This window comes from Streptococcus suis (assembly GCA_002831545.1).
Taxonomy (GTDB): domain Bacteria; phylum Bacillota; class Bacilli; order Lactobacillales; family Streptococcaceae; genus Streptococcus; species Streptococcus suis_P.
The window spans coordinates 2,529,418-2,553,560 of the sequence record CP025095.1 but is presented as its reverse complement, the minus strand read 5'-3'; the positions used below and the strand labels follow the sequence as shown (position 1 = coordinate 2,553,560).

General features: G+C 44.3%; 23 protein-coding genes and 1 other RNA gene. 22 read left to right on the top strand and 2 right to left on the bottom strand.

Annotation, left to right across the window (positions count from 1 at the left end; all coding sequences use genetic code 11):
• Positions 1 to 68: 68 nt before the first annotated feature.
• From CWM22_12520 to CWM22_12430, 19 genes are all read left to right on the top strand, one after another.
• Positions 69 to 1,517, top strand: coding sequence for a PTS ascorbate transporter subunit IIC (locus tag CWM22_12520; protein AUC92658.1), 1,449 nt, complete (start codon positions 69 to 71; stop codon positions 1,515 to 1,517).
• A gap of 279 nt (positions 1,518 to 1,796) precedes the next feature.
• Positions 1,797 to 2,075 carry a PTS ascorbate transporter subunit IIB gene (locus CWM22_12515; GenBank protein ID AUC92657.1) on the top strand — a complete coding sequence of 93 codons (279 nt, stop codon included), beginning with the start codon at positions 1,797 to 1,799 and terminating at the stop codon, positions 2,073 to 2,075.
• A gap of 62 nt (positions 2,076 to 2,137) precedes the next feature.
• Complete coding sequence (locus CWM22_12510) at positions 2,138 to 2,623, top strand: PTS ascorbate transporter subunit IIA (protein AUC92656.1); 486 nt, start codon at positions 2,138 to 2,140, stop codon at positions 2,621 to 2,623.
• A gap of 12 nt (positions 2,624 to 2,635) precedes the next feature.
• Positions 2,636 to 3,301: a 3-dehydro-L-gulonate-6-phosphate decarboxylase UlaD gene (gene ulaD / locus CWM22_12505; GenBank protein AUC92655.1), complete on the top strand. Its 666-nt coding sequence runs from the start codon at positions 2,636 to 2,638 to the stop codon at positions 3,299 to 3,301.
• 5 nt (positions 3,302 to 3,306) lie between these two features.
• Positions 3,307 to 4,170 (top strand): xylulose 5-phosphate 3-epimerase, encoded by an 864-nt coding sequence (locus tag CWM22_12500; protein AUC92654.1) that lies wholly within the window; start codon positions 3,307 to 3,309, stop codon positions 4,168 to 4,170.
• Complete coding sequence (locus CWM22_12495) at positions 4,170 to 4,886, top strand: L-ribulose-5-phosphate 4-epimerase (GenBank protein AUC92653.1); 717 nt, start codon at positions 4,170 to 4,172, stop codon at positions 4,884 to 4,886. Before CWM22_12500 ends, CWM22_12495 begins: the two co-directional genes overlap by 1 nt.
• An 83-nt stretch (positions 4,887 to 4,969) precedes the next feature.
• The gene (locus tag CWM22_12490) at positions 4,970 to 5,587 is read left to right on the top strand and encodes a hypothetical protein (GenBank protein AUC92652.1); all 618 of its coding nucleotides are present in this window, start codon (positions 4,970 to 4,972) and stop codon (positions 5,585 to 5,587) included.
• 82 nt (positions 5,588 to 5,669) lie between these two features.
• Positions 5,670 to 7,358: an ascorbate 6-phosphate lactonase gene (locus CWM22_12485; protein AUC92651.1), complete on the top strand. Its 1,689-nt coding sequence runs from the start codon at positions 5,670 to 5,672 to the stop codon at positions 7,356 to 7,358.
• 124 nt (positions 7,359 to 7,482) lie between these two features.
• Positions 7,483 to 8,574: an L-ascorbate 6-phosphate lactonase gene (locus CWM22_12480; protein AUC92650.1), complete on the top strand. Its 1,092-nt coding sequence runs from the start codon at positions 7,483 to 7,485 to the stop codon at positions 8,572 to 8,574.
• 99 nt (positions 8,575 to 8,673) lie between these two features.
• Positions 8,674 to 10,644 (top strand): transketolase, encoded by a 1,971-nt coding sequence (gene tkt, locus CWM22_12475; protein AUC92649.1) that lies wholly within the window; start codon positions 8,674 to 8,676, stop codon positions 10,642 to 10,644.
• A gap of 280 nt (positions 10,645 to 10,924) precedes the next feature.
• Positions 10,925 to 11,446 (top strand): tRNA adenosine(34) deaminase TadA, encoded by a 522-nt coding sequence (locus CWM22_12470; GenBank protein ID AUC92648.1) that lies wholly within the window; start codon positions 10,925 to 10,927, stop codon positions 11,444 to 11,446.
• 42 nt (positions 11,447 to 11,488) lie between these two features.
• Positions 11,489 to 11,578: signal recognition particle sRNA small type (gene ffs, locus CWM22_12465), an RNA gene on the top strand.
• A 228-nt stretch (positions 11,579 to 11,806) separates the two neighbouring features.
• Positions 11,807 to 12,349, top strand: coding sequence for a hypothetical protein (locus CWM22_12460; protein AUC92647.1), 543 nt, complete (start codon positions 11,807 to 11,809; stop codon positions 12,347 to 12,349).
• A gap of 81 nt (positions 12,350 to 12,430) precedes the next feature.
• The gene (locus CWM22_12455; protein AUC92646.1) at positions 12,431 to 13,780 is read left to right on the top strand and encodes a glucose-6-phosphate isomerase; all 1,350 of its coding nucleotides are present in this window, start codon (positions 12,431 to 12,433) and stop codon (positions 13,778 to 13,780) included.
• 257 nt (positions 13,781 to 14,037) lie between these two features.
• Positions 14,038 to 14,778, top strand: coding sequence for a serine/threonine protein phosphatase (locus tag CWM22_12450; GenBank protein ID AUC92645.1), 741 nt, complete (start codon positions 14,038 to 14,040; stop codon positions 14,776 to 14,778).
• 112 nt (positions 14,779 to 14,890) lie between these two features.
• Positions 14,891 to 15,589, top strand: a complete 699-nt coding sequence (gene dapD / locus CWM22_12445) for a 2,3,4,5-tetrahydropyridine-2,6-dicarboxylate N-acetyltransferase (GenBank protein ID AUC92644.1) — start codon at positions 14,891 to 14,893, stop codon at positions 15,587 to 15,589.
• A gap of 9 nt (positions 15,590 to 15,598) precedes the next feature.
• Positions 15,599 to 16,726 carry an N-acetyldiaminopimelate deacetylase gene (locus CWM22_12440; GenBank protein ID AUC92643.1) on the top strand — a complete coding sequence of 376 codons (1,128 nt, stop codon included), beginning with the start codon at positions 15,599 to 15,601 and terminating at the stop codon, positions 16,724 to 16,726.
• Positions 16,727 to 16,766: 40 nt separating this feature from the next.
• Positions 16,767 to 17,309, top strand: a complete 543-nt coding sequence (locus CWM22_12435) for a 5-formyltetrahydrofolate cyclo-ligase (GenBank protein ID AUC92642.1) — start codon at positions 16,767 to 16,769, stop codon at positions 17,307 to 17,309.
• Positions 17,293 to 17,970 (top strand): rhomboid family intramembrane serine protease, encoded by a 678-nt coding sequence (locus tag CWM22_12430; GenBank protein ID AUC92641.1) that lies wholly within the window; start codon positions 17,293 to 17,295, stop codon positions 17,968 to 17,970. The genes CWM22_12435 and CWM22_12430 overlap by 17 nt, the downstream gene beginning before the upstream one ends.
• 18 nt (positions 17,971 to 17,988) lie before the next feature.
• Here the strand turns inward: CWM22_12430 and galU are convergent, their stop codons facing one another.
• Complete coding sequence (galU, locus tag CWM22_12425) at positions 17,989 to 18,891, bottom strand: UTP--glucose-1-phosphate uridylyltransferase (protein ID AUC92640.1); 903 nt, start codon at positions 18,889 to 18,891, stop codon at positions 17,989 to 17,991.
• Positions 18,892 to 18,928: 37 nt separating this feature from the next.
• Positions 18,929 to 19,945, bottom strand: coding sequence for an NAD(P)H-dependent glycerol-3-phosphate dehydrogenase (locus tag CWM22_12420; GenBank protein AUC92639.1), 1,017 nt, complete (start codon positions 19,943 to 19,945; stop codon positions 18,929 to 18,931).
• A gap of 206 nt (positions 19,946 to 20,151) precedes the next feature.
• Here CWM22_12420 and CWM22_12415 point away from each other — a divergent pair, with 206 nt between their 5' ends.
• The 3 genes from CWM22_12415 to CWM22_12405 are packed head-to-tail and all read left to right on the top strand — an operon-like array spanning position 20,152 to position 24,085.
• Positions 20,152 to 20,601, top strand: a complete 450-nt coding sequence (locus CWM22_12415; GenBank protein ID AUC92638.1) for a MarR family transcriptional regulator — start codon at positions 20,152 to 20,154, stop codon at positions 20,599 to 20,601.
• Positions 20,594 to 22,300: an ABC transporter ATP-binding protein gene (locus tag CWM22_12410; GenBank protein AUC92637.1), complete on the top strand. Its 1,707-nt coding sequence runs from the start codon at positions 20,594 to 20,596 to the stop codon at positions 22,298 to 22,300. The genes CWM22_12415 and CWM22_12410 overlap by 8 nt, the downstream gene beginning before the upstream one ends.
• Positions 22,301 to 24,085: a multidrug ABC transporter permease gene (locus CWM22_12405; GenBank protein AUC92636.1), complete on the top strand. Its 1,785-nt coding sequence runs from the start codon at positions 22,301 to 22,303 to the stop codon at positions 24,083 to 24,085. It begins immediately after the preceding gene.
• Positions 24,086 to 24,143: the final 58 nt, after the last annotated feature.

Genomic DNA, 24,143 nt, shown 5'->3' with positions numbered 1-24,143 from the left:
CTTTTTGTTTCCGCTTACATAACTTATAATAAAACCATAAAAATCATTTCAAAAAAGGAGAATGAAAAATGGATTTCCTTCAAACCCCATTAAACTGGTTCTCACAGAATATCCTGCAGAATCCAGCCTTCTTCGTAGGTCTTTTGGTATTGGTGGGCTATGCCCTCTTAAAGAAAAAGCCTCATGATGTTTTTGCAGGGTTTATCAAAGCGACGGTTGGCTACATGATTTTGAACGTAGCTGCTGGTGGTTTGGTAACAACCTTCCGTCCAATCTTGGCAGCCTTGAACCACAAGTTCCAAATCGATGCGGCAGTTATTGACCCTTACTTCGGTCTTGCAGCAGCAAACGGAAAAATTGCTGAAGAGTTTCCTGATTTCGTATCGGCAGCTACAACAGCTCTCTTGATTGGTTTCGGTGTCAACATCCTCTTGGTGGCACTACGTAAGGTTACCAAAGTACGTACTCTGTTCATCACTGGACACATCATGGTACAACAAGCGGCAACAGTCTCATTGATGGTGCTCTTCCTTATCCCGGCTCTTCGCAATCAATTTGGTACAGCAGCGATTGGTATCATCTGTGGTATTTACTGGGCAGTCAGCTCAAACATGACAGTTGAGCCAACCCAACGATTAACAGGTGGCGGTGGATTTGCCATCGGTCACCAACAACAATTCGCTATCTGGTTTGTCGATAAGATTGCACCAAAACTTGGTAAAAAAGAAGAAAACTTGGACAACTTGAAGTTGCCTAGCTTCCTCAACATCTTCCATGATACAGTTGTTGCTTCAGCGACATTGATGCTTGTGTTCTTCGGTGTGATTTTGTTCATCTTGGGGCCAGAAATCATGGCAAATCCAGAAGTTATCACTTCAGGTGCTCCATACAACCCAGCCAAACAAGCCTTCTTTATGTATGTTATTCAAACAGCCTTCACTTTCTCAGTATATCTCTTCATCTTGATGCAGGGTGTACGTATGTTCGTAGCAGAATTGACAAATGCCTTCCAAGGTATCTCAAGCAAATTGCTTCCTGGTTCATTCCCAGCAGTGGACGTTGCAGCTTCTTACGGCTTTGGTTCATCTAACGCAGTTCTTTCAGGTTTTGCTTTCGGTTTAATCGGTCAGTTGATTACAATCGTTCTCTTGATTGTTTTCAAGAGTCCAATCCTCATCATCACTGGTTTCGTACCTGTATTCTTCGATAACGCAGCTATCGCAGTGTACGCTGACAAACGTGGTGGTTGGAAAGCAGCAGCCATCCTTTCCTTCCTCTCAGGTGTCCTTCAAGTAGCCCTTGGTGCAGTCTGCGTCGGCTTGCTTGAATTGAGCGGTGGTTACCACGGAAACATCGACTTCGAAATCCCATGGTTGCCATTTGGATTTGCATTTAAGTACCTCGGTATTGCTGGTTATGTTCTTGTTTGCTTATTCTTATTGGCTATTCCGCAACTTCAATTTGCGAAAGCAAAAGATAAGGAAGCTTATTATCGCGGTGAGGCGCAAGCTGACTAACACTCTTCGAAAATCAAAAGGATACGTCGTCAACTTGCCTTGGTGAACTCTACGAAAGACACTTACTATTGTAAGTAGGATTTCCAACCTTCAACAGTCTACTAGACTGTTGAAGCTACCTCGACTGCGTTTCCTAGTCTGCTTCTGATTTTCATTGAGTGCCTGTTCTTCAGTAAGACGAGAGATATTCGAAAATCAACAGAACAAAACTTCGTTTATTACTTGGTTCATTAAGAAAAACAACAAAATATATTTTATAAAAAACAAGGAGAAAATAAGATGGTTAAAGTATTAACTGCTTGTGGTAACGGCATGGGTTCATCTATGGTCATCAAGATGAAGGTAGAAAACGCCCTTCGTCAACTCGGCGTAACAGATTTTCAATCAGCTTCTTGCTCAGTCGGTGAAGCAAAAGGTTTAGCGGCGGGATATGATATCGTAGTTGCTTCAAATCACTTGATTTCTGAGTTGGAAGGTCGCACGAAAGGTCATTTGGTTGGTCTTGACAACCTGATGGACGACAACGAAATCAAAACAAAATTACAAGCAGTGCTATAAATAGCCGTTAGGGGTAGGGAGTCTCCCTCCCCCTTTCATATAGCGTGTAGAAGGGAAAAACTATGAATTTACAAAAATCATTTACGGAAAATAATTCCATTCGCTTGGGATTGACAGCGGAAACCTGGCAGGAAGCTGTTCACAAGGCTGTTGAGCCCTTGATTGAAAGTGGCGCTGCGACAGAAGAATACTATGATGCCATCATTGCATCGACAGAAGAATATGGTCCCTATTATGTGCTCATGCCAGGTATGGCTATGCCACATGCCCAGGCTGGTGTCGGTGTTTTGAAAGATTCCTTTGCCTTGATTACCTTGACAAAACCAGTAGCCTTTTCAGATGGTAAAGAGGTTTCTGTCCTATTGACCTTGGCTGCGACAGATCCAAAAATCCATACTTCAGTAGCTATTCCGCAGATTATCGCCCTCTTCGAATTGGAAAATTCAATCGAGCGTTTGATTGCCTGCAAAACTCCAGAAGAAGTATTGGCAATGGTGGAAGAATCAAAAAATAGCCCATATTTAGAAGGTTTAGACTTGGATAGCTAGGAGGAAGAAAAGATGACAAAACATATCCCAAATTTACAGGTTGCATTGGATCACTCAGATTTGCAGGGAGCGATTAAGGCAGCTGTGTCTGTTGGTCATGAAGTTGACGTGATTGAAGCAGGTACGGTTTGCTTGCTCCAAGTTGGTAGCGAATTGGTGGAAGTTCTTCGCAGCCTTTTCCCAGACAAGATTATCGTTGCAGATACCAAGTGTGCGGATGCTGGTGGTACGGTGGCTAAAAATAATGCCGTTCGTGGTGCGGACTGGATGACTTGTATTTGTTCTGCGACCATTCCAACCATGGAAGCTGCTTTGAAGGCTATCAAGGAAGTGCGTGGTGACAAGGGTGAAATCCAAATCGAGCTCTACGGTGATTGGACGTTTGAACAGGCTCAACTCTGGTTGGACGCAGGTATTTCCCAAGCGATTTACCACCAATCTCGTGACGCCCTTCTTGCTGGCGAAACGTGGGGCGAAAAAGACCTCAATAAAGTGAAAAAATTGGTTGACATGGGCTTCCGTGTTTCTGTAACAGGTGGTCTTGATGTGGATACACTCAAACTCTTTGAGGGTGTAGAAGTCTTCACCTTTATCGCAGGTCGCGGTATTACAGAAGCAGCAGATCCAGCAGCAGCGGCACGTGAATTTAAAGACGAAATCCGTCGTATCTGGGGGTAAGGCCTATGGCACGACCAATCGGAATATATGAAAAGGCAACGCCCAAGCATTTTACATGGAAGGAACGCTTGGAGTTTGCCAAAGAATTAGGTTTCGACTTTGTGGAGATGTCGGTGGATGAGAGCGATGCTCGTTTGGCTCGTTTGGAATGGACCAAGGAAGAGCGTTTAGACTTGGTCAAGGCTATCTATGAAACAGGTGTCCGCATTCCGACCATTTGTTTCTCAGGTCACCGTCGTTATCCACTTGGATCCAATGACCCTGCTCTTGAAGCTAAGTCTTTAGAAACCATGAAACAGTGTATCGAACTGGCTCAGGACTTGGGTGTCCGTGTCATCCAGTTGGCTGGTTACGATGTTTACTATGAGGAAAAATCACCTGAAACTAGAGAACGTTTCATCAAGAATCTCCGCAAGGCTTGCGACTGGGCAGAACAGGCTCAGGTCATGTTGGCTATCGAGATTATGGATGATCCATTTATCAACTCTATTGAAAAATACCTAGCCGTTGAAAAAGAAATCGACTCGCCTTATCTCTTTGTCTACCCAGATACGGGAAACGTGTCTGCTTGGCACAATGACATTTACAGCGAATTTTATCTGGGACACCGTTCTATCGCAGCCCTTCACCTCAAGGATACCTATGCGGTAACTGAAAATTCCAAAGGTCAATTCCGTGATGTCCCATTCGGTCAGGGCTGTGTGGACTGGGACAATATGTTTGCAGTCTTGAAAAAGACCAACTACCAAGGTCCATTCTTGATTGAAATGTGGTCAGAAAATTGCGAAACGGTTGAGGAAACACGAGCAGCGATTAAAGAGGCACAGGATTTCCTCTATCCATTGATTGAGAAAGCGGGGTTGAACTAATGCCAAAAGATTTACAGGAAATGCGCCAACGGGTCTATGAAGCCAATATCGCTCTACCTGCCCACGGTCTTGTCAAATTCACCTGGGGTAACGTATCAGAAGTCTGCCGTGAACTTGGTCGCATCGTTATCAAGCCTTCTGGTGTGGATTATGAAAAATTGTCACCAGAAAACATGGTGGTGACGGACTTGGATGGAAATGTGGTAGAAGGTGACCTCAATCCTTCTTCTGACTTGGCGACTCACGTTGCCCTCTACAAGGCTTGGCCAAACGTACATGCTGTCGTGCATACCCATTCGACAGAAGCAGTGGGTTGGGCTCAGGCTGGTCGTGACATTCCATTTTATGGTACGACCCATGCGGACTATTTCTACGGTCCAGTACCATGTGCCCGTTCTTTGACGGCCGAAGAAGTGAATTCTGCCTATGAAAAAGAAACAGGCTCAGTCATCATTGAGGAATTTGAGCGCCGTGGCATTGACCCAGTTGCTGTTCCGGGTATTGTTGTCCGAAACCATGGGCCATTCACCTGGGGCAAGGATCCTGCTCAGGCAGTTTACCACAGTGTTGTCCTAGAAGAAGTGGCTCGGATGAACCGCTACACAGAGCAAATCAATCCACGGGTGGAACCAGCACCAAGCTACATCATGGACAAGCACTATCTCCGTAAGCACGGTCCAAATGCCTATTACGGACAAAAAGGTGATGAACATTAAGTTCTTGTGTGAAAAAAAAGTAGGGAAAAGTAGCAGACTCCCCAAAAAGGAGAACTGCTTTTTCTCTTTTGATGAGGAGAAAGATGAGAAAATTTTTACAAGATAGTCTGACAGAGGTTGCCTACTATCTGGAGTTGATTTTATCAGCCATTTTAGGATTAGCCCTCCTAGCACTGTCAGGATTGTTGTTGGCGGATTTAGTTGGTTCACTGACGGGTGGTATTCAAGCGGATACGTTTATTCAAAATTTTCTGAGTCGTGCAATGACCTTGGCAGTCGGGGTCGAATTCATCAAAATGCTTTGCAAACAATCGCCTAGTACTGTCATCGAGGTGCTCTTGGTTGCCATTGCCCGTCAACTGATTGTGGAACATGGGTCTAGTATGGATTACCTGATTGGTATTGCGTCGGTTGCCATCTTATTTGCAGTGCGAAAATATCTCTTTACCCAGTTTGATGATTCCAACAACATCATCATGCGGGCTAGCCAGAAGGTTAAGGTTGCCAACATCATTGCACGGGTAAAAATTCCAAGTGAAGGTAGCGAGACTTTGAGAGATTTTGTGACCCGCAAACTCAATGAAGAAGAAAAAACCATTGCCATCGGTGCCTGTATTTATCTGAAAAATGTGGCTATACGGATTGATAATATGCATGGAGATTTGATTACACGGGTGGAGATTATCAAGAGTATCTATTGACTGGAAAAATAATACCTATTTATATTGTTGTTGGAATTTGTGTTATAAATATGTTAAAATAGTAAGAGAGGAGGGAGAAACGGTGTTACTAGATAAAAGTAGTTGTGCCTTATTGCGGCATTTGATTGGTATCCAAGAGCCAGAAACCATTATGGCTATTTCCAAGGAATTGCAACAATCGCGTAGAAAAATCTACTACCACTTGGAAAAAATCAATGCTGCTTTTCCAGACAATGTTGAGCCAATCGAAAGTCTGCCTCGGATCGGAATCCGTTTGTCCGAAGAGCAAAAGCAAGCCTGTCGTCAACTCTTAGATTCCATTGATTCCTATAGCTATATTATGAATATGGATGAGCGGATGCAGTTGATGCTCCTTTATATCTGCATTGCACACGAACGAATTACCTTGGAAAAAATGATGGATTTGACAGAAGTCTCACGGAATACCGTTCTCAACGATCTAAATGAAATCCGTAGTCGATTGAGCAAGGAACAGTATCAGATGACCCTCTATGTTTCTAAGTCACAAGGTTACGATCTGGCCTGTCATCCCTTGACAAAAATCCAGTATATCCACTCTCTACTCTATAGTTTGTTCACAGAAGCGAGCAAGAGTTTTGTCAGCATTTTGGAAGACAAGGTTAGTCTTTTCAGTGGTTGCCAGTCCCTTTTTTCAAAAGATTTGGCCCAATTTTTGTCCCACCAGGTATATGGTATTGAAAAAGACCTTGGTAAGAAAATCAATCGATCTGAAATTGAACTGATGCTCAAGATTCTACCCTATATGTTGCTAACTTATCGCAATATGAGTTTGGAGCAAGAGGAGAAGGATGCGATTGTCCGTGAATTCGCCTTGGTCTATGAACGGATTGAGTACGGTGTTGCTCAAAAAATTAGCCAGTCCCTAGAAGAGCAGTTTGGTCTTGATTTAGACGAGATAGAGGTGTCGCTAATCGCCGTCTTGCTCTTATCTTATCGAAAGGATCGGGATGCCCATGTTACTAGCCAGGATTTTGCGGATTTGAAGAAGGTGGTCGATGCCTTTATCCGTCATTTTGAGTTGCATTCAGATTTTGAATTGGAGAAAAAAGAGGAGCTAGCCCATGATTTGCTGGCTCACTGCAAGGCCATGCTATTTCGAAAAACCTATGGGATCTTATCGCGCAATCCCTTGGTTGACCAGATTCGCTACAAGTATGATACCCTCTTTCGATTGACAAAATCTTCTAGCCATATCTTGGAAGAGGCCTGGCAAATCCAGTTGACAGATGAGGACATTGCCTATCTGACGGTGCATTTGGGTGGAGCCCTTCGTCGAAGCAGTAGTCGAAAGCTGACCAGTTCGACTGTCTTTCTTATCTGTGATGAGGGAGTTTCTGTGCAGAAATTGTTGATGAAACAATGCCAGCACCACCTACCTGAAAAAACCATCTCTGCCGTCTTTACAACAGAGCAATTTAAGAGTGTGGAAGACCTGTTGGAGGTGGACTTCTTGATTTCGACCAATGAAGTGACGGATACGGATTTACCTGTGATTCAGGTCCATCCGATTCTGGATTTTGATGATGTCTTGCGTTTGATTCATTTTGCCAAATACCGCAATCTGACAGACAGTCAAAAAGGTTTTGCCATAGAATTGGACAAACTCCTAGCGTCATATGTTGAAAATGGCCAGGAAGCCCTGGAATTGAAACAGCGTTTGCAAAATCTGATTGCCAATGAATTATTGGCAAGCTTAGCTAGTTCCGATCTGGAAACAGATTTGTATTAGCCATCTACGTGCAAAAGTCCAAATGTGAACACAAGCCTGTGTTTTATTTGGTCTTTTTTTTGTGACCTTTTGCGCATATACTAGAAGCATAGAAACACAATCAGCCTTATAGGAGGAATGAAAAATGGCTAAAGTTCAAGATATTACAAGAGAATCCTGGATTCTTTCAACCTTCCCAGAATGGGGAACTTGGCTCAATGAAGAAATTGAAGAAGAAGTAGTGCCAGAAGGCAACTTTGCTATGTGGTGGTTAGGCAACTGTGGTGTCTGGATTAAGACGCCTGGCGGAGCTAACGTGGTTATGGACCTGTGGTCATCTCGTGGTAAGTCTACTAAAAAAGTGAAAGACATGGTTTGGGGACACCAAATGGCTAACATGGCCGGCGTCCGTAAATTGCAACCAAACTTGCGTGTGCAGCCAATGGTTATCGATCCATTTGCCATCAATGAATTGGACTACTACCTAGTATCGCACGTCCACAGTGACCACATGGACATCAGCACAGCCGCTGCCATCATCAACAATCCAAAGTTGGACCACGTCAAATTTGTCGGTCCAGTTGAAAGTGGCGATATCTGGGAAAAATGGGGTGTACCCGCTGACCGTATTATCCGTATCGCACCAGGCGATAGTTTTGAATTCAAAGACATCAAGGTCCACGCAGTAGAGTCCTTCGACCGTACTTGCTTGGTGACCTTGCCAATCGAAGGCTACGAAGAAAACGGTGGCAAACTAGCAGGACTTCCTGTGACAGATGAACTCATGGCTCGCAAGGCAGTCAACTATGTCTTTGAAACACCTGGCGGAACCATCTACCACGGTGCAGACTCCCACTTCTCAAACTACTTTGCAAAACACGGTCGTGACTTCAACATCGACGTTGCTATCAACAATTACGGTGACAACCCAATCGGTATCCAAGACAAGATGACATCAATCGACCTTCTTCGTATGGCAGAAAACTTGCGTGCTAAGGTAATCATCCCTGTTCACTACGACATCTGGTCTAACTTTATGGCCTCAACAGATGAAATCTTGCAGCTCTGGAAAATGCGTAAAGAACGCTTGCAATATGACTTCCATCCATTCATCTGGGAAGTTGGTGGCAAGTACACCTATCCACTTGACAAAGACCGCATTGAATACCATCACCCACGTGGCTTTGACGACTGTTTCTTGGAAGATTCGAACATTCAATTCAAGGCCTTGCTATAAGAAGATAAGAGGGGCGGGACGAAAGTCCTGCCTTTTGAAACAGACATAGAAAACGCTTTATGGTATAATGAAACCATGACTTTTTAAAAGGAGAAAAACATGTCACAACTTTCAGTAAACGCAATTCGTTTCCTTGGTATTGACGCCATTGAAAAATCAAAATCTGGCCACCCAGGTGTTGTCATGGGTGCGGCACCAATGGCCTATAGCTTGTTCACTAAAGAGCTCCGTATCAACCCAGCTCAACCAAACTGGATCAACCGCGACCGCTTTATCTTGTCAGCAGGACACGGCTCAATGTTGCTTTACGGACTTCTTCACCTTTCAGGTTTTGAAGAAGTAAGCATGGACGAAATCAAAAACTTCCGTCAGTGGGGTTCAAAAACACCAGGTCACCCAGAATTTGGTCACACAGCTGGTGTTGATGCGACAACAGGTCCTCTTGGTCAAGGTATCTCAACTGCGACAGGTTTTGCTCAAGCTGAGCGTTTCCTTGCGGCTAAGTACAACCGTGATGGTTTCCCGATCTTCGACCACTATACATATGTAATCTGTGGCGATGGCGACTTGATGGAGGGTGTTTCTGCAGAAGCGGCTTCTTATGCAGGTCTTCAAAAATTAGAAAAACTCATCGTTCTTTACGATTCAAATGACATCAACTTGGATGGGGAAACAAAAGACTCCTTCACAGAAGATGTGCGCGCACGCTACAATGCTTATGGCTGGCATACAGACCTCGTAACAGACGGTACAGATGTAGATGCCATCTTTGCTGCTATTGAAAAAGCTAAGGCAGCAGGTAAGCCATCTCTTATCGAAATCAAGACTGTTATCGGTCATGGTTCGCCAAACAAACAAGGTACAAATGCCGTTCACGGTGCGCCGCTTGGACCAGAGGAAGCAGAAGCAACTCGTAAGGCGCTTGATTGGAACTATGGTCCATTTGAAATTCCAGCTGAAGTCTATGCGGACTTCAAAGCTAATGTAGCTGATCGCGGTGCAGCAGCCTACGATGCTTGGGTGAAATTAGTTGAAGACTACAAAGTAGCACATCCAGAATTAGCAGCTGAAGTAACAGCTATCTTGGAAGGTCGTGACGTAGTTGAAATCAAGCCAGAAGACTTCCCGGTTTACGAAAATGGCTTCTCACAAGCAACTCGTAACTCATCACAAGATGCCCTCAACGCAGCGGCTAAGGTCTTGCCAACTTTCTTAGGTGGTTCAGCTGACTTGGCTCACTCAAACATGACCTATATCAAGGAAGATGGTTTGCAAGATTCAGCAAACCCACTCAACCGCAACATCCAATTTGGTGTGCGTGAATTTGCTATGGGTACTATCTTGAACGGTATGGCAGCCCACGGAGGACTTCGTGTCTATGGTGGTACCTTCTTCGTCTTCTCAGACTATGTGAAGGCAGCAGTTCGTTTGTCAGCCCTTCAGGGTCTTCCTGTGACTTATGTCTTCACGCATGACTCAATTGCAGTTGGTGAAGATGGCCCAACTCACGAGCCGATTGAGCACTTGGCAGGACTTCGTGCTATGCCAAACCTCAATGTCTTCCGTCCAGCAGATGCGCGTGAAACGCAGGCAGCTTGGTACTTGTCATTGACTAGCAAGTCTACACCATCAGCCCTTGTTCTCACTCGTCAAAACTTGACAGTTGAAGAAGGAACAGACTTTGACAAGGTTGCTAAAGGTGCTTATGTAGTTTATGAAGTAGCAGGTTTTGACACAATCCTTCTTGCATCAGGTTCAGAAGTGAACTTGGCTGTTAAAGCTGCCAAAGAACTAGAAGCAGCTGGTACAAAAGTTCGTGTGGTTTCTGTACCATCAACTGAGCTCTTCGATGCTCAAGACGCAGCTTACAAGGAAGAGATTCTTCCAAATGCTATCCGTCGTCGCTTGGCCATTGAAATGGGTGCAACTCAAAGTTGGTACAAGTATGTCGGTCTTGATGGTAAAGTCCTTGGTATCGACACATTCGGTGCCTCAGCTCCAGCCCAAACAGTTATTGACAACTACGGCTTCACAGTAGAAAATGTTGTGAAATTAGTTGGCGAATTGTAATAGAAAATGTCAGAGACAGCCTTTCGAGGCTGTTTTTGACATTTTTTAAAAAAATTTCTTGACAATATCGACAATAGATGATATATTAATATCTGCAAATATCAATATTGCTCCCCCTACCTTCTCGACTGAGGAGGTATTTTTATATTTTTAAGTTAATAGAAGGGCAGAATTTTGAAAGAAATGTGTGGTAAGGAAGAAGCAGTGTTAGATTGATTTTGATAGCAGCGAATAAAGAAGTGATTTTGAACTGTTATCAGGGCTGTGCTATAATAGATTTATGAACTATACACATGAAGAAAAAGAGTATTTTATGACTCAAGCATTGCAGGAAGCTAGAAAGTCGCTAGAAAAGGATGAAATTCCAATTGGTTGTGTGATTGTCAAGGATGGCCAGATTATTGGCAGAGGTCATAATGCCCGCGAAGAGCTCAATCAGGCTATCATGCATGCCGAAGTCATGGCCATCCAAGAGGCTAACAATGTTGAGGGGAATTGGCGCTTGCTTGATTCGACCCTCTTTGTGACGATTGAGCCCTGTGTTATGTGTAGCGGAGCAATCGGTCTTGCCCGCATTCCTCAGGTAGTGTACGGTGCTACCAACCAAAAGTTTGGTGCGGCAGGCAGTCTCTATGATATTTTGACAGATGAGCGACTCAATCACCGTGTGGAAGTTGAGACGGGCATTCTGGAAGAGGCTTGTGCTAAGATTATGCAAGATTTTTTCAGACAGAGGCGAGAAAAGCAAAAGGCTGAGAAAGAGGCCTTGAAGGCGCAAGAGGAAGTCGCTACGGATAGCTAGTTTGTAGTCCAAACTTGCACTTTAGTCAATTTGTGTTATAATAATAAACGGAGCAACATTCGTGCGTGAAGCGGGTCAGGGGAGGAATCCAGCAGCCCTAAGCGAGGTCGAGTGTGTGCTCTTTTTGCGTACAGTCTAAAAACCCTTTGAAATCAGGCTTTCAGAGGGTTTTCTTTGGCTTGTTTTTAGAAATAGGGGTAAAATAGGGGCAACTACTTTAGCAAGTACATTTCTCTCCGTCTGGGGACTGATTTTGTTGATTTTCTATTGATTTATAGGGAAAAAGGAGTAAAATAGATTTCCTCTTAAGAAAACTTTTTGTTAGCTCTGCTATTCTACAGAGGAAAAGGAGGAAAGCCTATGTTTATATTTGCTTTTCCAGGTATGGGGAAAACGACATTTGCCCAGCAATCTTCACAAATTGTAGATTTAGAAATGTCGGACATCAAATATGATAATTCTAGTGTTCGTCATTTGAATAAAGAAGAAAGAAAATCAACTCCACGCCCGATTAAAGATAAGAATTATAAAAACATCTACGTGGACAAAGCCTATGCCTTGCACGAGGAGGGGAAGACGGTCCTTGTCGCCATGAATTTTCTAGTAAGGATGTTGTTGGTTATGCTTGTACGTGGCGCTGTCCCGTTTCACATTTACATTCCCCACCCATCATTAAAAGAAGAACACCGACAACGCTATATTCAGAGAGGGAATAATAGCAAATTTATTTTTGAAGTGATGACAATCTGGTATGTGAGCCTGGTCCCACTATATTTATTGTCAAAAATATTACCAAATATGATAACAGTGACACAGTCGGGTCAGGTCTTAGCAGACTATAAAACTCCTCATTACGACACTATGTTTGTGAAAAATAAACAAGTTACGCAAACCATTTCATGAAAATAAATGAAAATTCATAAATCCCTTGAAAAAAAACTGATAAAGCGTTATCATATTATGGTACATAAATGGAGGAATGACATGACACATATTACATTTGATTATTCAAAAGTTTTGGGCCAATTCGTTGGAGCTCAAGAAGTTGACTACATGCAACCACAAGTGACGCTGGCTGACCAAATGCTCCGTCAAGGAACAGGTCCTGGTAGCGACTTTATCGGCTGGTTGGATTTGCCAGAAAACTATGACAAAGAAGAATTTGCTCGCATCAAGGAAGCGGCGGCTAAGATCCAAAATGAAAGTGAAGTTTTGGTGGTTATCGGTATCGGTGGTTCTTACCTTGGTGCCAAAGCAGCCATTGATTTCTTGAGCAATGCCTTTGTAAACTTGCAAACTCGTGAAGAGCGTAAAGCTCCACAAATCCTTTACGCTGGAAACTCAATCTCATCAAGCTACCTTGCTGACTTGGTGGACTACGTGGCAGATAAGGACTTCTCAGTAAACGTGATTTCAAAATCAGGTACAACAACTGAGCCTGCTATTGCTTTCCGTGTCTTCAAAGAATTGCTTGTCAAGAAATACGGTCAAGAAGAAGCCAACAAGCGTATTTATGCGACAACTGACAAGGCAAAAGGTGCTGTTAAGGTTGAAGCGGACGCAAATGGTTGGGAAACCTTTGTAGTTCCAGATGATGTTGGCGGTCGTTTCTCAGTCTTGACTGCAGTTGGTCTTTTGCCAATCGCGGCAGCTGGTGCAGACATTGATGCCCTTATGGAAGGTGCAAACGCAGCTCGTACGACTTACACATCAGATAAAATTGCCGAAAATGAGGCTTACCAATATGCTGCAGTGCGTAACATCCTTTACAGAAAAGGCTATGTAACAGAAATCTTGGCTAACTACGAGCCATCACTTCAATACTTCAGCGAATGGTGGAAACAATTGGCTGGTGAGTCAGAAGGTAAGGACCAAAAAGGTATCAACCCAACATCTGCTAACTTCTCAACAGACTTGCACTCACTTGGACAATTTATCCAAGAAGGAAACCGCAATATCTTTGAAACAGTAGTTCGTGTTGACAAACCAAGAAAAAATATCTTGATTCCTGAAATGACAGAAGACCTTGACGGTCTTGGCTACTTGCAAGGAAAAGATGTTGACTTTGTAAACAAAAAAGCAACGGATGGCGTATTGCTTGCCCACACAGATGGTGGCGTACCAAACATGTTTGTCACTCTTCCACAACAAGATGAGTTCACACTTGGTTACACCTTCTACTTCTTCGAGTTGGCAATTGCAATCTCTGGTTACCTCAATGCGATTAACCCATTTGACCAACCAGGTGTAGAAGCCTACAAGAAAAATATGTTCGCTCTTCTTGGCAAACCAGGATTTGAAGAACTCGGTGCAGAATTGAACGCACGTTTGTAATAGAATGAAATTTTAAGCCCGCCTATCAGAGTTCGTGTCAACATCTCAGCGCAGTGGTTGATTGGCTTAAACAGTCCGGGGGACTGTTTAAGGTTGGAGATAGGATTTGCAAAGCAAATCTCAGCAGTTCGTGTTTCACACTCCAAATCTGACCTAATCAACTGTGCGGGGGTGTGAGGACGAACTCTTTTCTATGTCTTGAGTTCTATCACACTCCCAGTTTTTCTTTCCTTTAGAAATATGGTAGAATATTCTCTATGAAAAAAGAATTTTTTGTAGTAGGAGATGTCCATGGTAAGTTTGAACTCCTGCTTGATATTTTAAAGAAATGGAACGAGAATCGACAACAGCTTATTTTTCTGGGTGATTTGATTGACCGCGGAGAAAATTCCAAAGCTTGTTTGGAGTTGGTTTGGCAATTGGTGCGGGAAAAGGGGGCAATTTGTTTAACGGGTAACCATGAACGGATGTTTCTGGCCTGGTTACGTGATCCGGTTGACCGCTATGACCACTATCGGAGAAATGGTGGCGATACGACCATTAACTCCCTTCTGGGGCGACCCTTGGATGCGCCCGTTGATGGTCTAGTAGATGCCAATGCAGTGATGGAACAGTACGAGGATCTGATTGATTTTGTCAAATCTTGTCCTTATCATATAGAGACTGAACGCTATATCTTTGTCCATGCTGGTGTGGACTTGACCTTACCAGACTGGCGCGAAACCAGCAATCATGATAAAGTCTGGCTTAGAACTCCTTTCCATGAGGCCGAAAATACCACAGGGAAAATGATTGTCTTTGGGCATACTCCTGTTTATAACCTTTATCAAACAAAACTCCGCATTAGCCAAATCTGGACCAGTTCAGATGGGAAAATGGGGATTGATGGTGGAGCTGTTTACGGCGGAGTTTTACATGGGATTGTACTGGATGCCACAGGTTTAGTTCAAGATTATATCGTTGGAGCTGTTAATCCCAGAAAAGAAATTGAAGATTAGATAATGATTGAAAATTAGGAGGTAAAACTTCTAATTTTTTTGTTTTTCATCATCAAATTTTCAGAAAATTTTGATATAATAGTAAAAATATTATTTTTAGATTGGAAACATTATGACTGCACAAAAAATGACTGCACAAGAAATCATTGCTTTTATCGGCAATGCTGTGAAAAAGACGACTGTTAAAGTGACCTTTAAAGGAGAACTGGCAGGTCCAGTTCCTGCTGAGGTGACAAAACTAGGCAATGTCCTCTTCGGTGACTGGAAGGACGTTGAGCCACTCTTGGCAAATTTGACTGAGAATGTGGATTATGTGGTGGAGCAAGACGGCCGCAATTCAGCTGTGCCTTTGCTTGACAAACGCAACATTAACGCCCGTATCGAGCCAGGTGCCATTATCCGTGACCAAGTGACCATTGGTGATAATGCCGTTATCATGATGGGGGCGGTGATTAACATCGGTGCGGAAATCGGTCCAGGTACCATGATTGACATGGGTGCTATTCTCGGTGGTCGTGCGACGGTTGGTAAAAACAGCCACATCGGAGCAGGAGCGGTCCTTGCGGGTGTCATCGAGCCAGCTTCTGCCGAGCCAGTTCGTGTCGGCGACAACGTTTTGGTCGGTGCCAATGCCGTTGTCATCGAGGGTGTGCAAATCGGTAGCGGATCTGTTGTGGCAGCTGGTGCCATTGTGACTCAAGATGTTCCTGAAAACGTAGTGGTAGCAGGTGTGCCAGCCCGTATCATCAAGGAAATCGACGCTCAAACCCAACAAAAAACAGCCTTGGAAGAGGCTTTGCGGACACTCTAAGAGGTAGCTATGCTAGATTTAATTGCGACACGCCGGACCCTCCACCAGATTCCAGAGCTGGGGATGGAGGAGTTCAAGACACACGCCTTTCTCATAGAAACCATTGAGGACTTGCTGCAAGACTGTTCTTTTGCCCAAGTCCGCACTTGGAAGACAGGAATCTTGGTTTATCTGACAGGCTCTGCTCCAGATAAAACGATTGGCTGGCGGGCGGATATTGACGGCCTGCCGATCGTGGAGGAGACGGGCCTAGACTTCAAGTCCCTCCACCCAGATCGTATGCACGCCTGTGGACATGATTTTCACATGACCATTGCCTTGGGGCTTTTGGAGAAAATGGCAGAGCAGCAACCGAAAAATAATCTTCTCTTCTTGTTTCAGCCTGCGGAGGAAAATCTAGCAGGTGGCATGCTCATGTATAAAGCGGGAGCTTTCGGGGATTGGTTGCCAGATGAATTTTATGGGCTCCATGTCCGACCAGACCTCAAAGTCGGTCAAATGGCCACCAACCGTGCGACCCTCTTTGCCGGGACCTGTGAAGTTAAGATACGGTTTACAGGAAAAGGTGGCCACGCAGCATTTCCCCATACTGCCAATGACGCCTTGGTGGCAGCAAGCTACTTTGTGACTCAGGTGCAGTCGGTGGTCAGTCGTAACGTTGATCCGATTGAGGGAGCTGTGGTCACCTTCGGCTCCCTGCACGCGGGTACGACCAATAATGTCATTGCGGAAACGGCTTTCTTGCATGGCACCATTCGGGCTTTGACCCAGAGCATGAGCCTTCTTGTGCAAAAACGGGTGCGGGAAGTGGCAGAGGGAATCGCCCTGTCCTTTGGAGTGGACTTGGAGATTGAGCTTAATCCTAGCGGTTATCTGCCTGTGGAAAATAATCCCCAGCTGGCGGATGAACTGATAATTTATTTTGAACAAGTCGACGGCGTGGAGATGATTGACTGCCCACCAGCTATGACGGGTGAGGACTTCGGCTACCTGCTCAATAAGGTGCCGGGTGTTATGTTCTGGTTGGGTGTGGATACGCCTTATCCCCTTCACAATCCTCGTCTCAGTCCCAAAGAGGAAGTGCTTCCCTTTGCTGTGGATAAGTTGAGCGATTTTTTGAAAATGAAAGCAAACTAGACTGGTTTTCCAGTCTTTTTCTGAAAAGAAAGGAGTTTCTGTGGATAAAAAGAGCATTCGGCAAGAGGTCCTGCAGAGCTTGAAAGACCTGACTAGTAGTCAGCGAGCAAGATGGAGCCAGCAGCTAACGGAACGCCTCCTTGCTTCTGAGGCCTATCAAGGCACAAAGTCGCTTGGGACCTACCTTTCCATGCCTCATGAGTTTGATACTTCTTACCTGATTGAACAGGCTCAAAAGGATGGAAAATGCATTTTCATTCCTAAGACCTATTCACAAGGCCGCATGGATTTTGTAGAATATAATCCTGATGATTTGGTGAAATCTAGGTTTGGAGTTTGGGAACCTGGGACTTATTCACAACCTGTGGATAAGTCTGTGGTTAAGTTGATTCATGTCCCTGGTTTGGCTTGGAATCAAGCGGGTTTTCGAGTGGGCTATGGAGGTGGTTTTTATGATCGCTACCTAGTAGATTATCAGGGGGAGACGGTATCGACCGTGGCAGAATTTCAAGTCTATGATTTCGAACCAGATGTATTTGATATTCCAGTGAAGGAGTTGTTGATTTTTGAAGAACTTTTTTGATAAGCGCTACCCTGTAACCAATGGCCTGTTGGCGGTTACGGCTCTTGTTTTCCTATTGATACAAGTATTTCGCTTCGGACAGACGACGGCTGCCTATACGATTTATGAATTCGGTGGTATGTTTGGTGAGGTAGTGCGGTATGATCCGACTCAGTTGTGGCGGTTGATTTCCCCCATCTTTGTCCACATTGGTTGGGAACATTTTATCTTTAACAGCATTACCTTGCTTGGTTTGGGTTATCAATTAGAAGGGCTGTTTGGGTCAAGGCGTTTCTTCCTGCTGTATATCTTGTCTGGGATAATGGGCAATCTTTTTGTTCTCTTTTTTACACCAGATGTGGTTGGTGCAGGTGCATCGACCTCGCTCTTTGGTCTTTTTGCAGCTATGGCACTTTTGAGAAAATTTAGTCGCAGCCCTTATCTGCAGGTTCTTGGTCAACGCTACATGGTCCTTTTGGGATTGAACTTGGTTTTGGGACTTTTTAATCCAACCATTAGTATGGCAGGACATATTGGAGGAGCTGTTGGAGGTTGCTTGGTCGTGATGTTCCTTCCACCTCTTGTGGAAAAAGATCTCTTTACAGGAAAACAGATTTTTTACAGTTTCATTGGTTATTTGGGTTTGATCGCCTTGCTACTAGGGATATTCTATGTGATATAAGAAAAAAACTAGCACTTGCTAGTTTTTCTTTGTATCTAATTTTTTACCAAGATCGATCAAGTATTGTTTCAAATCATCTTTTACTTGAGGGTGTTGGAGAGCGTAGTCGATAGAAGTTTTCATGAAACCGAACTTATCCCCAACATCGTAACGGTTGCCTTTGAATTCACGAGCAAACACGCGTTGCGTTTTGTTCAGAGTATCAATGGCATCTGTCAATTGAATCTCGTTCCCGGCACCTGGTTTTTGGTTTTCTAAAATCTCAAAGATTTCAGGAGTGAGTAAGTAGCGTCCGATAATAGCCAGGTCAGAAGGAGCATCTTCTGGTTTTGGTTTTTCCACAAAGGTTTCCACACTATAGAGACCGTTGACACCTTCACCTTGTGGAGCGATAACACCGTATGCAGAAACTTCTTCATGAGGAACAGGCATAACTGCAATGGTAGAAGCGTGTGTTTTTTCATAGTCGTTCATGAGTTGCTTGGTCAATGGGACAGCTTTTGTATCTGTGATGTCCATGAGGTCATCGCCGAGCATGACAACAAATGGCTCGTTCCCGACAAATGCTTTAGCTTGAAGAACGGCATCACCAAGTCCACGTGGGTGGCTTTGACGGATGAAGTGGAGGCGAATACCTGTAGTCTCATCAACCAGTTTCAACAAATCATTTTTGCCTTTTTCTTTGAGGTTGTACTCCAACTCAAAGTTTGAGTCAAAATGGTCTTCGATAGAACGTTTTGATTTACCAGTGACCACCAAAATATCTTCGATACCAGAACGGAGGGCTTCTTCAACAATAAATTGGATGGTTGGTTTGTCAACGATTGGCAACATTTCTTTGGCAAGAGCCTTAGTAGCAGGTAGGAAACGAGTTCCTAATCCAGCAGCTGGGATAACGGCTTTTCTAACTTTTTTTGTCATGGTACAATCTCCTTGTTATTTTGTTAATGACTATTTTTTAAACCCACTCGTTTTCATGACGGAATTCACCAGACATGATTTCCTTAATCGCGTCTTGGATGCTTGCGCCTTGATAAATCACGCTATAGATGGCTTGAGTGATTGGCATATAGACATTCAATTCTTGTGCCAACTCGTAAGCTGCCTTAGTAGTAGAAATTCCCTCAATAACCATTCCCATGTTGGCTTCGATGTCTTCAAGTTTCTCACCTTTACCGAGTAGGTCACCAGCCCGCCAGTTGCGAGAGTGGACGGAAGTACCAGTTACAATCAGGTCACCGACACCAGAAAGTCCGCTATAGGTCAGTGGGTTGGCTCCCATTTCTACACCGAGGCGGGTGATTTCAGTCAAACCGCGAGCGATAATAGCTGCCTTGGCATTGTCACCATATCCCAGACCGTGAAGGGCGCCAGCACCTACAGCGATGATGTTTTTCAAAGCTCCTGCTGTTTCCACGCCGATCACATCGTTATTAGTGTAGAGGCGGAAGTAGTTGTTGCTGAAGAGGTTCTGTACATAGCTGGCTGTTGTCAAATCCTTAGAAGCTGCAGAAATCAAGGTCAAGTCACGGACGATGGTTTCTTCTGCATGGCTTGGTCCAGAAACCACAACGATTTCTGAACGGAGATCTGCAGGAATTTCTTCTTCTAAGACCTCTGACAAGCGTTTGTGGCTATCAGGTTCCAAACCTTTTGAGGCATGCATGACAATCACCTTGTGCTTGAGAGCTTGGGCCACTTGCTTGGCAACCAGACGGGTTACCTTGGTCGGCACAACGAATAGAACTGCATCCACACCGTTTAAGGTTTCTGCTAAATCCTTGTAGCCTGTGATTTTATCATCTAGGACAATATCCTTGAAGTAGCGAGTATTGGTATGGTGTTCATTGATTTCGTCAATTTGTTCAGGGATATTTCCCCAAATACGGACAGTATGACCGTTATCGTTGAGAACTTGGGCAAGGGCAGTTCCCCATGAGCCTGGTCCCAAGACAGCAATGGTTTGTTTGGTCATAGAAAATCCTTTCTAGGTTGAGTTGATTTGTCTATATTATATCATAATCCATAGATAAAATCTTGCAAGTCATGTCAAATATTGCTGTTAGGAAGAAAAATGTTAGCAGGGTGAGCTTTGAAAATAGAAGTTAAAATGATTGACAATAGTTCCCAAGAGAACTATAATAGTTCTCATGCTAATTAATTGATTGGAAAGGAGTTATCGTGGGACATACCATTGCAGATTTTCGGAACCTGCTCAATCAGATTGAACAAATCAGTGAAACTATTGCTAAAGAATACGATGTGGAGCACTTAGCTGGTCCACAGGGATGGGCCTTGCGTTTCATTGCGGAACGGTCGGAAGCCGAAACCTTTGTAAAAGATATAGAAGCGGAATTAAAGATTTCCAAATCCGTTGCCAGCAATCTGGTCAAGCGAATGGAGAAAAATGGCTTTATCCAAGTCCTGCCTTCTCAGGTTGACAAACGCTACAAGCAGTTGGTTTTGACAGAGAAAGGGCAAGGGAAAATCTGTCACCTGAAAGCCTTCCATGAAGAAATGCACCATTCACTTTTTTGGGGCATTCAAAAAGAGAACTTTGATTTGGTCAAACAGGTAGCTAATCAATTAAAAGAAAATATTCAACACTATAAGGAGAAGAATCATGTTTAAAGAAGCCATTTTACGTTATAAATGGTACGCCTTAGCATCGGTCTTGCTGACGTCAATTGTCGTAGCAACGACCTTGATGCAACCTAGTTATTTGCAGGATGTCTTGACGGCAGTCTTGGTCAATGACAAGGATGAAATTGTTCGTGTAGGCAAATTACTGCTGATTATTGCTGGAATTGGTCTTTTGGCAGGGCTTGTCAATACCATTTCAGCAGCTAAGATTTCTCAGGGAGTATCTGCGGATATTCGTGAGAAGACCTTTCGGAAAATCCAAAGCTTCTCTTATGCTAATATCGAAGAGTTTAACGCAGGGAACTTGGTTGTTCGGATGACTAACGATGTCAATCAGATCCAGAACCTTGTCATGATGCTCTTCACAGTGTTGATGCGGGTTCCATTGCTGTTTGTCGGGGCCTTCATCATGGCGGTGCGGACCATGCCAGAACTCTGGTGGATGATTATTGTCATGGTGGTCTTGATTATGGTCATTATGGCAGTTGTCATGGGGCAAATGGGACCACGTTTTGGGAAATTCCAGTCCCTCATGGACAAGATGAACAGTATTGCCAAGGAAAACCTACGAGGAATCCGTGTGGTCAAATCCTTTGTTCAAGAGAAAAACCAGTACAAGAAATTCAAGGATGTATCCAATGAACTCTTGGACCTCAACCTCTTTATCGGCTATGGTTTTGCTATCTTGCAACCCTTGATGATGTTTATCTCTTACATGGCGATTTTTGCATCGCTCTACTTGGTGTCCGGGATGTTGGAAACCAACATGGAAGCAGTTGGTGGCTTTACTTCCTTTATGAGCTACCTCATGCAAATCATGTTTGCCATTATCATGACTAGTTTCATGGGGATGCAGGCTTCTCGTGCGGCTATTTCAATTAAGCGGATCAGCGAGGTGTTGGATACGGAGCCTGCTATGACCTTCAAGGATGTGGCGGATGAAGAATTGACTGGTAAGATTGTCTTTGACAATGTTAGCTTTACCTACCCACATGATACGGAGCCGACTTTGAAAAATATCTCATTTGAGATTGAGCCAGGGCAAATGGTCGGTGTGGTTGGTGCAACAGGTGCGGGTAAATCCACTCTTGCTCAACTGATTCCGCGTTTGTTTGACCCGCAAGAAGGAACAGTATCCATCGGTGGTCGGGACTTGAAAGAAGTCAGCCAGAACACCCTGCGTGATACGGTATCGATTGTCTTGCAAAAGGCTATTCTCTTCTCGGGAACCATTGCAGACAACCTGCGTCAAGGGGCACCTGGTGCTGATTTGCAACGCTTGGAGCGGGCCGCAGGTATTGCCCAAGCCAAAGAATTTATCGACCGCTTGGATGATACCTACGAGAGCCAAGTAGAAGAACGTGGAAATAACTTCTCTGGTGGTCAGAAGCAGCGGATGTCTATTGCTCGTGGGGTGATTGGCGAGCCTAAGGTTTTGGTCTTGGATGACTCGACTTCTGCCCTGGATGCCAAGTCTGAGAAACTGGTCCAAGAGGCTCTCAACCATGATTTGAAGGGGACAACCACTGTCATCGTTGCCCAGAAGATTTCTTCTGTTGTCAAAGCTGATAAGATTTTGGTTCTTGATGAAGGTCGCTTGATTGGTCAGGGAACACACGCAGAATTGGTAGCGACAAATGACGTCTACCGCGAAATCTACGAAACACAGAAAGGGAGGGAGGAATAGATGAAAACACTTAGATTTTTCTGGTTTTATTTTAAACGCTATAAACTGTCCTTTGCTGTGATTTTTCTAGCCATTGTGACAGCGACCTACTTGCAGGTTAAGACACCTGTTTTCCTTGGAAATGCCATTGCGGAGATGGGGAAAATTGGGCAAGCTTATTTTGCTTCGGTGCAAATGGGTCAGTCAGATTTCAAACCTGACCTGTCTGATTTTAATGGGGTTATGCTCAACCTTTTCTTCGCTTATGCGGCGACGGTCGTGGCAACCTTGATTTACACCCTCCTCTTCACGCGTATCGTGGCTCATTCGACCAACCGTATGCGTAAGGGCTTGTTTGGCAAGCTGGAACGTTTGACAGTTGCCTTCTTTGATAGCCACAAGGACGGGGATATTCTTTCTCGTTTTACCAGTGACTTGGATAATATTCAGAATGCTTTTAACCAGTCCTTGACCCAAGTGGTGACCAACATCGCTCTTTATGTCGGTATGGTCATCATGATGTTCCGTCAGGATACTCGCTTGGCCTTGGTGACCATTGCTTCTACGCCAGTTGCCTTGATTGCCTTGGTCGTTATCATCCGCCTATCACGGAAATATACAGACAAGCAACAGGCTGCGGTATCTAAGCTCAATGCCTACATGGACGAGAAAATTTCTGGACAAAAAGCGATTATTGTACAAGGTGTGCAGGAAGAGACAATTGATGGTTTCTTGGAACTCAATGAAGAAGTTCGCCGTACGACCTTCAAAGGTCGCTTGTTTGGTGGGATTCTCTTCCCATTTATGAATGGGATGAGCTTGGTTAATACGGCTATTGTTATCTTTGCAGGTTCTAGCATTGTTCTCAATGATAGTTCGCTGGAAACAGCTGCCGCACTTGGTCTGGTAGTGACTTTTGTTCAGTATTCGCAACAGTATTACCAGCCTATCATGCAGATTGCCTCTAGCTGGGCAGAATTGCAGCTGGCTTTCACAGGTGCTCACCGTATTCAGGAAATGTTTGATGAGCCTGAGGAAGTTCGCCCTCAAAACGCTCCGCTATTTACCGAATTAAAAGAAGGTGTTGAAATCAAGGACATTGACTTTGGCTACCTGCCAGGTCAGAAGGTCTTGGACAAGGTATCTATCTCTGCTCCTAAGGGCAAAATGGTGGCAGTCGTTGGTCCGACGGGGTCTGGTAAGACTACCATTATGAACTTGATCAACCGTTTCTACGATGTCAATGGTGGTAGTGTGGCCTTTGATGGTCGCGATATTCGGGAATATGACTTGGACAGCTTGCGGGATAAGGTCGGCATTGTCTTGCAGGAGTCGGTGCTATTCTCGGGTACTATTGCGGACAATATCCGCTTTGGTGATGAGAGCATTTCGCAGGAAATGGTGGAAACCGCAGCTCGTGCCACCCATATCCACGACTTCATCATGAGCTTGCCAGAGGGCTATGAAACCTTTGTGACCGATGATGAGAATGTCTTCTCGACAGGTCAGAAACAGCTGATTTCCATTGCCCGTACGCTCTTGACAGATCCTCAAGTCTTGATTTTGGACGAAGCAACCTCAAACGTTGATACCGTAACGGAAGCTAAAATCCAAAAGGCCATGGAGGCTATTATCGCAGGACGGACCAGCTTCGTCATTGCCCACCGCCTCAAAACCATCCTCAATGCGGACGAAATCATCGTCCTCAAAGACGGAAAAGTGATTGAGCAAGGCAACCACAGCCAGCTCCTCAAACAGGGCGGCTTCTACGCCGAACTCTACCACAACCAGTTTGTGTTTGAATAATATATAGAAAAATAAACAGCCAAGATAAGCAGACCACAATCCTTAAATGTTTAGGACG

What these genes read in the sequence shown, in the direction of transcription:
- CWM22_12520 (AUC92658.1), top strand. Translation starts at nt 69, where the DNA reads ATGGATTTCCTTCAAACCCCATTAAACTGGTTCTCACAGAATATCCTG.
- CWM22_12515 (AUC92657.1), top strand. Translation starts at nt 1,797, where the DNA reads ATGGTTAAAGTATTAACTGCTTGTGGTAACGGCATGGGTTCATCTATG.
- CWM22_12510 (AUC92656.1), top strand. Translation starts at nt 2,138, where the DNA reads ATGAATTTACAAAAATCATTTACGGAAAATAATTCCATTCGCTTGGGA.
- ulaD (AUC92655.1), top strand. Translation starts at nt 2,636, where the DNA reads ATGACAAAACATATCCCAAATTTACAGGTTGCATTGGATCACTCAGAT.
- CWM22_12500 (AUC92654.1), top strand. Translation starts at nt 3,307, where the DNA reads ATGGCACGACCAATCGGAATATATGAAAAGGCAACGCCCAAGCATTTT.
- CWM22_12495 (AUC92653.1), top strand. Translation starts at nt 4,170, where the DNA reads ATGCCAAAAGATTTACAGGAAATGCGCCAACGGGTCTATGAAGCCAAT.
- CWM22_12490 (AUC92652.1), top strand. Translation starts at nt 4,970, where the DNA reads ATGAGAAAATTTTTACAAGATAGTCTGACAGAGGTTGCCTACTATCTG.
- CWM22_12480 (AUC92650.1), top strand. Translation starts at nt 7,483, where the DNA reads ATGGCTAAAGTTCAAGATATTACAAGAGAATCCTGGATTCTTTCAACC.
- tkt (AUC92649.1), top strand. Translation starts at nt 8,674, where the DNA reads ATGTCACAACTTTCAGTAAACGCAATTCGTTTCCTTGGTATTGACGCC.
- CWM22_12470 (AUC92648.1), top strand. Translation starts at nt 10,925, where the DNA reads ATGAACTATACACATGAAGAAAAAGAGTATTTTATGACTCAAGCATTG.
- CWM22_12460 (AUC92647.1), top strand. Translation starts at nt 11,807, where the DNA reads ATGTTTATATTTGCTTTTCCAGGTATGGGGAAAACGACATTTGCCCAG.
- CWM22_12455 (AUC92646.1), top strand. Translation starts at nt 12,431, where the DNA reads ATGACACATATTACATTTGATTATTCAAAAGTTTTGGGCCAATTCGTT.
- CWM22_12450 (AUC92645.1), top strand. Translation starts at nt 14,038, where the DNA reads ATGAAAAAAGAATTTTTTGTAGTAGGAGATGTCCATGGTAAGTTTGAA.
- dapD (AUC92644.1), top strand. Translation starts at nt 14,891, where the DNA reads ATGACTGCACAAAAAATGACTGCACAAGAAATCATTGCTTTTATCGGC.
- CWM22_12440 (AUC92643.1), top strand. Translation starts at nt 15,599, where the DNA reads ATGCTAGATTTAATTGCGACACGCCGGACCCTCCACCAGATTCCAGAG.
- galU (AUC92640.1), bottom strand. Translation starts at nt 18,891, where the DNA reads ATGACAAAAAAAGTTAGAAAAGCCGTTATCCCAGCTGCTGGATTAGGA.
- CWM22_12420 (AUC92639.1), bottom strand. Translation starts at nt 19,945, where the DNA reads ATGACCAAACAAACCATTGCTGTCTTGGGACCAGGCTCATGGGGAACT.
- CWM22_12410 (AUC92637.1), top strand. Translation starts at nt 20,594, where the DNA reads ATGTTTAAAGAAGCCATTTTACGTTATAAATGGTACGCCTTAGCATCG.
- CWM22_12405 (AUC92636.1), top strand. Translation starts at nt 22,301, where the DNA reads ATGAAAACACTTAGATTTTTCTGGTTTTATTTTAAACGCTATAAACTG.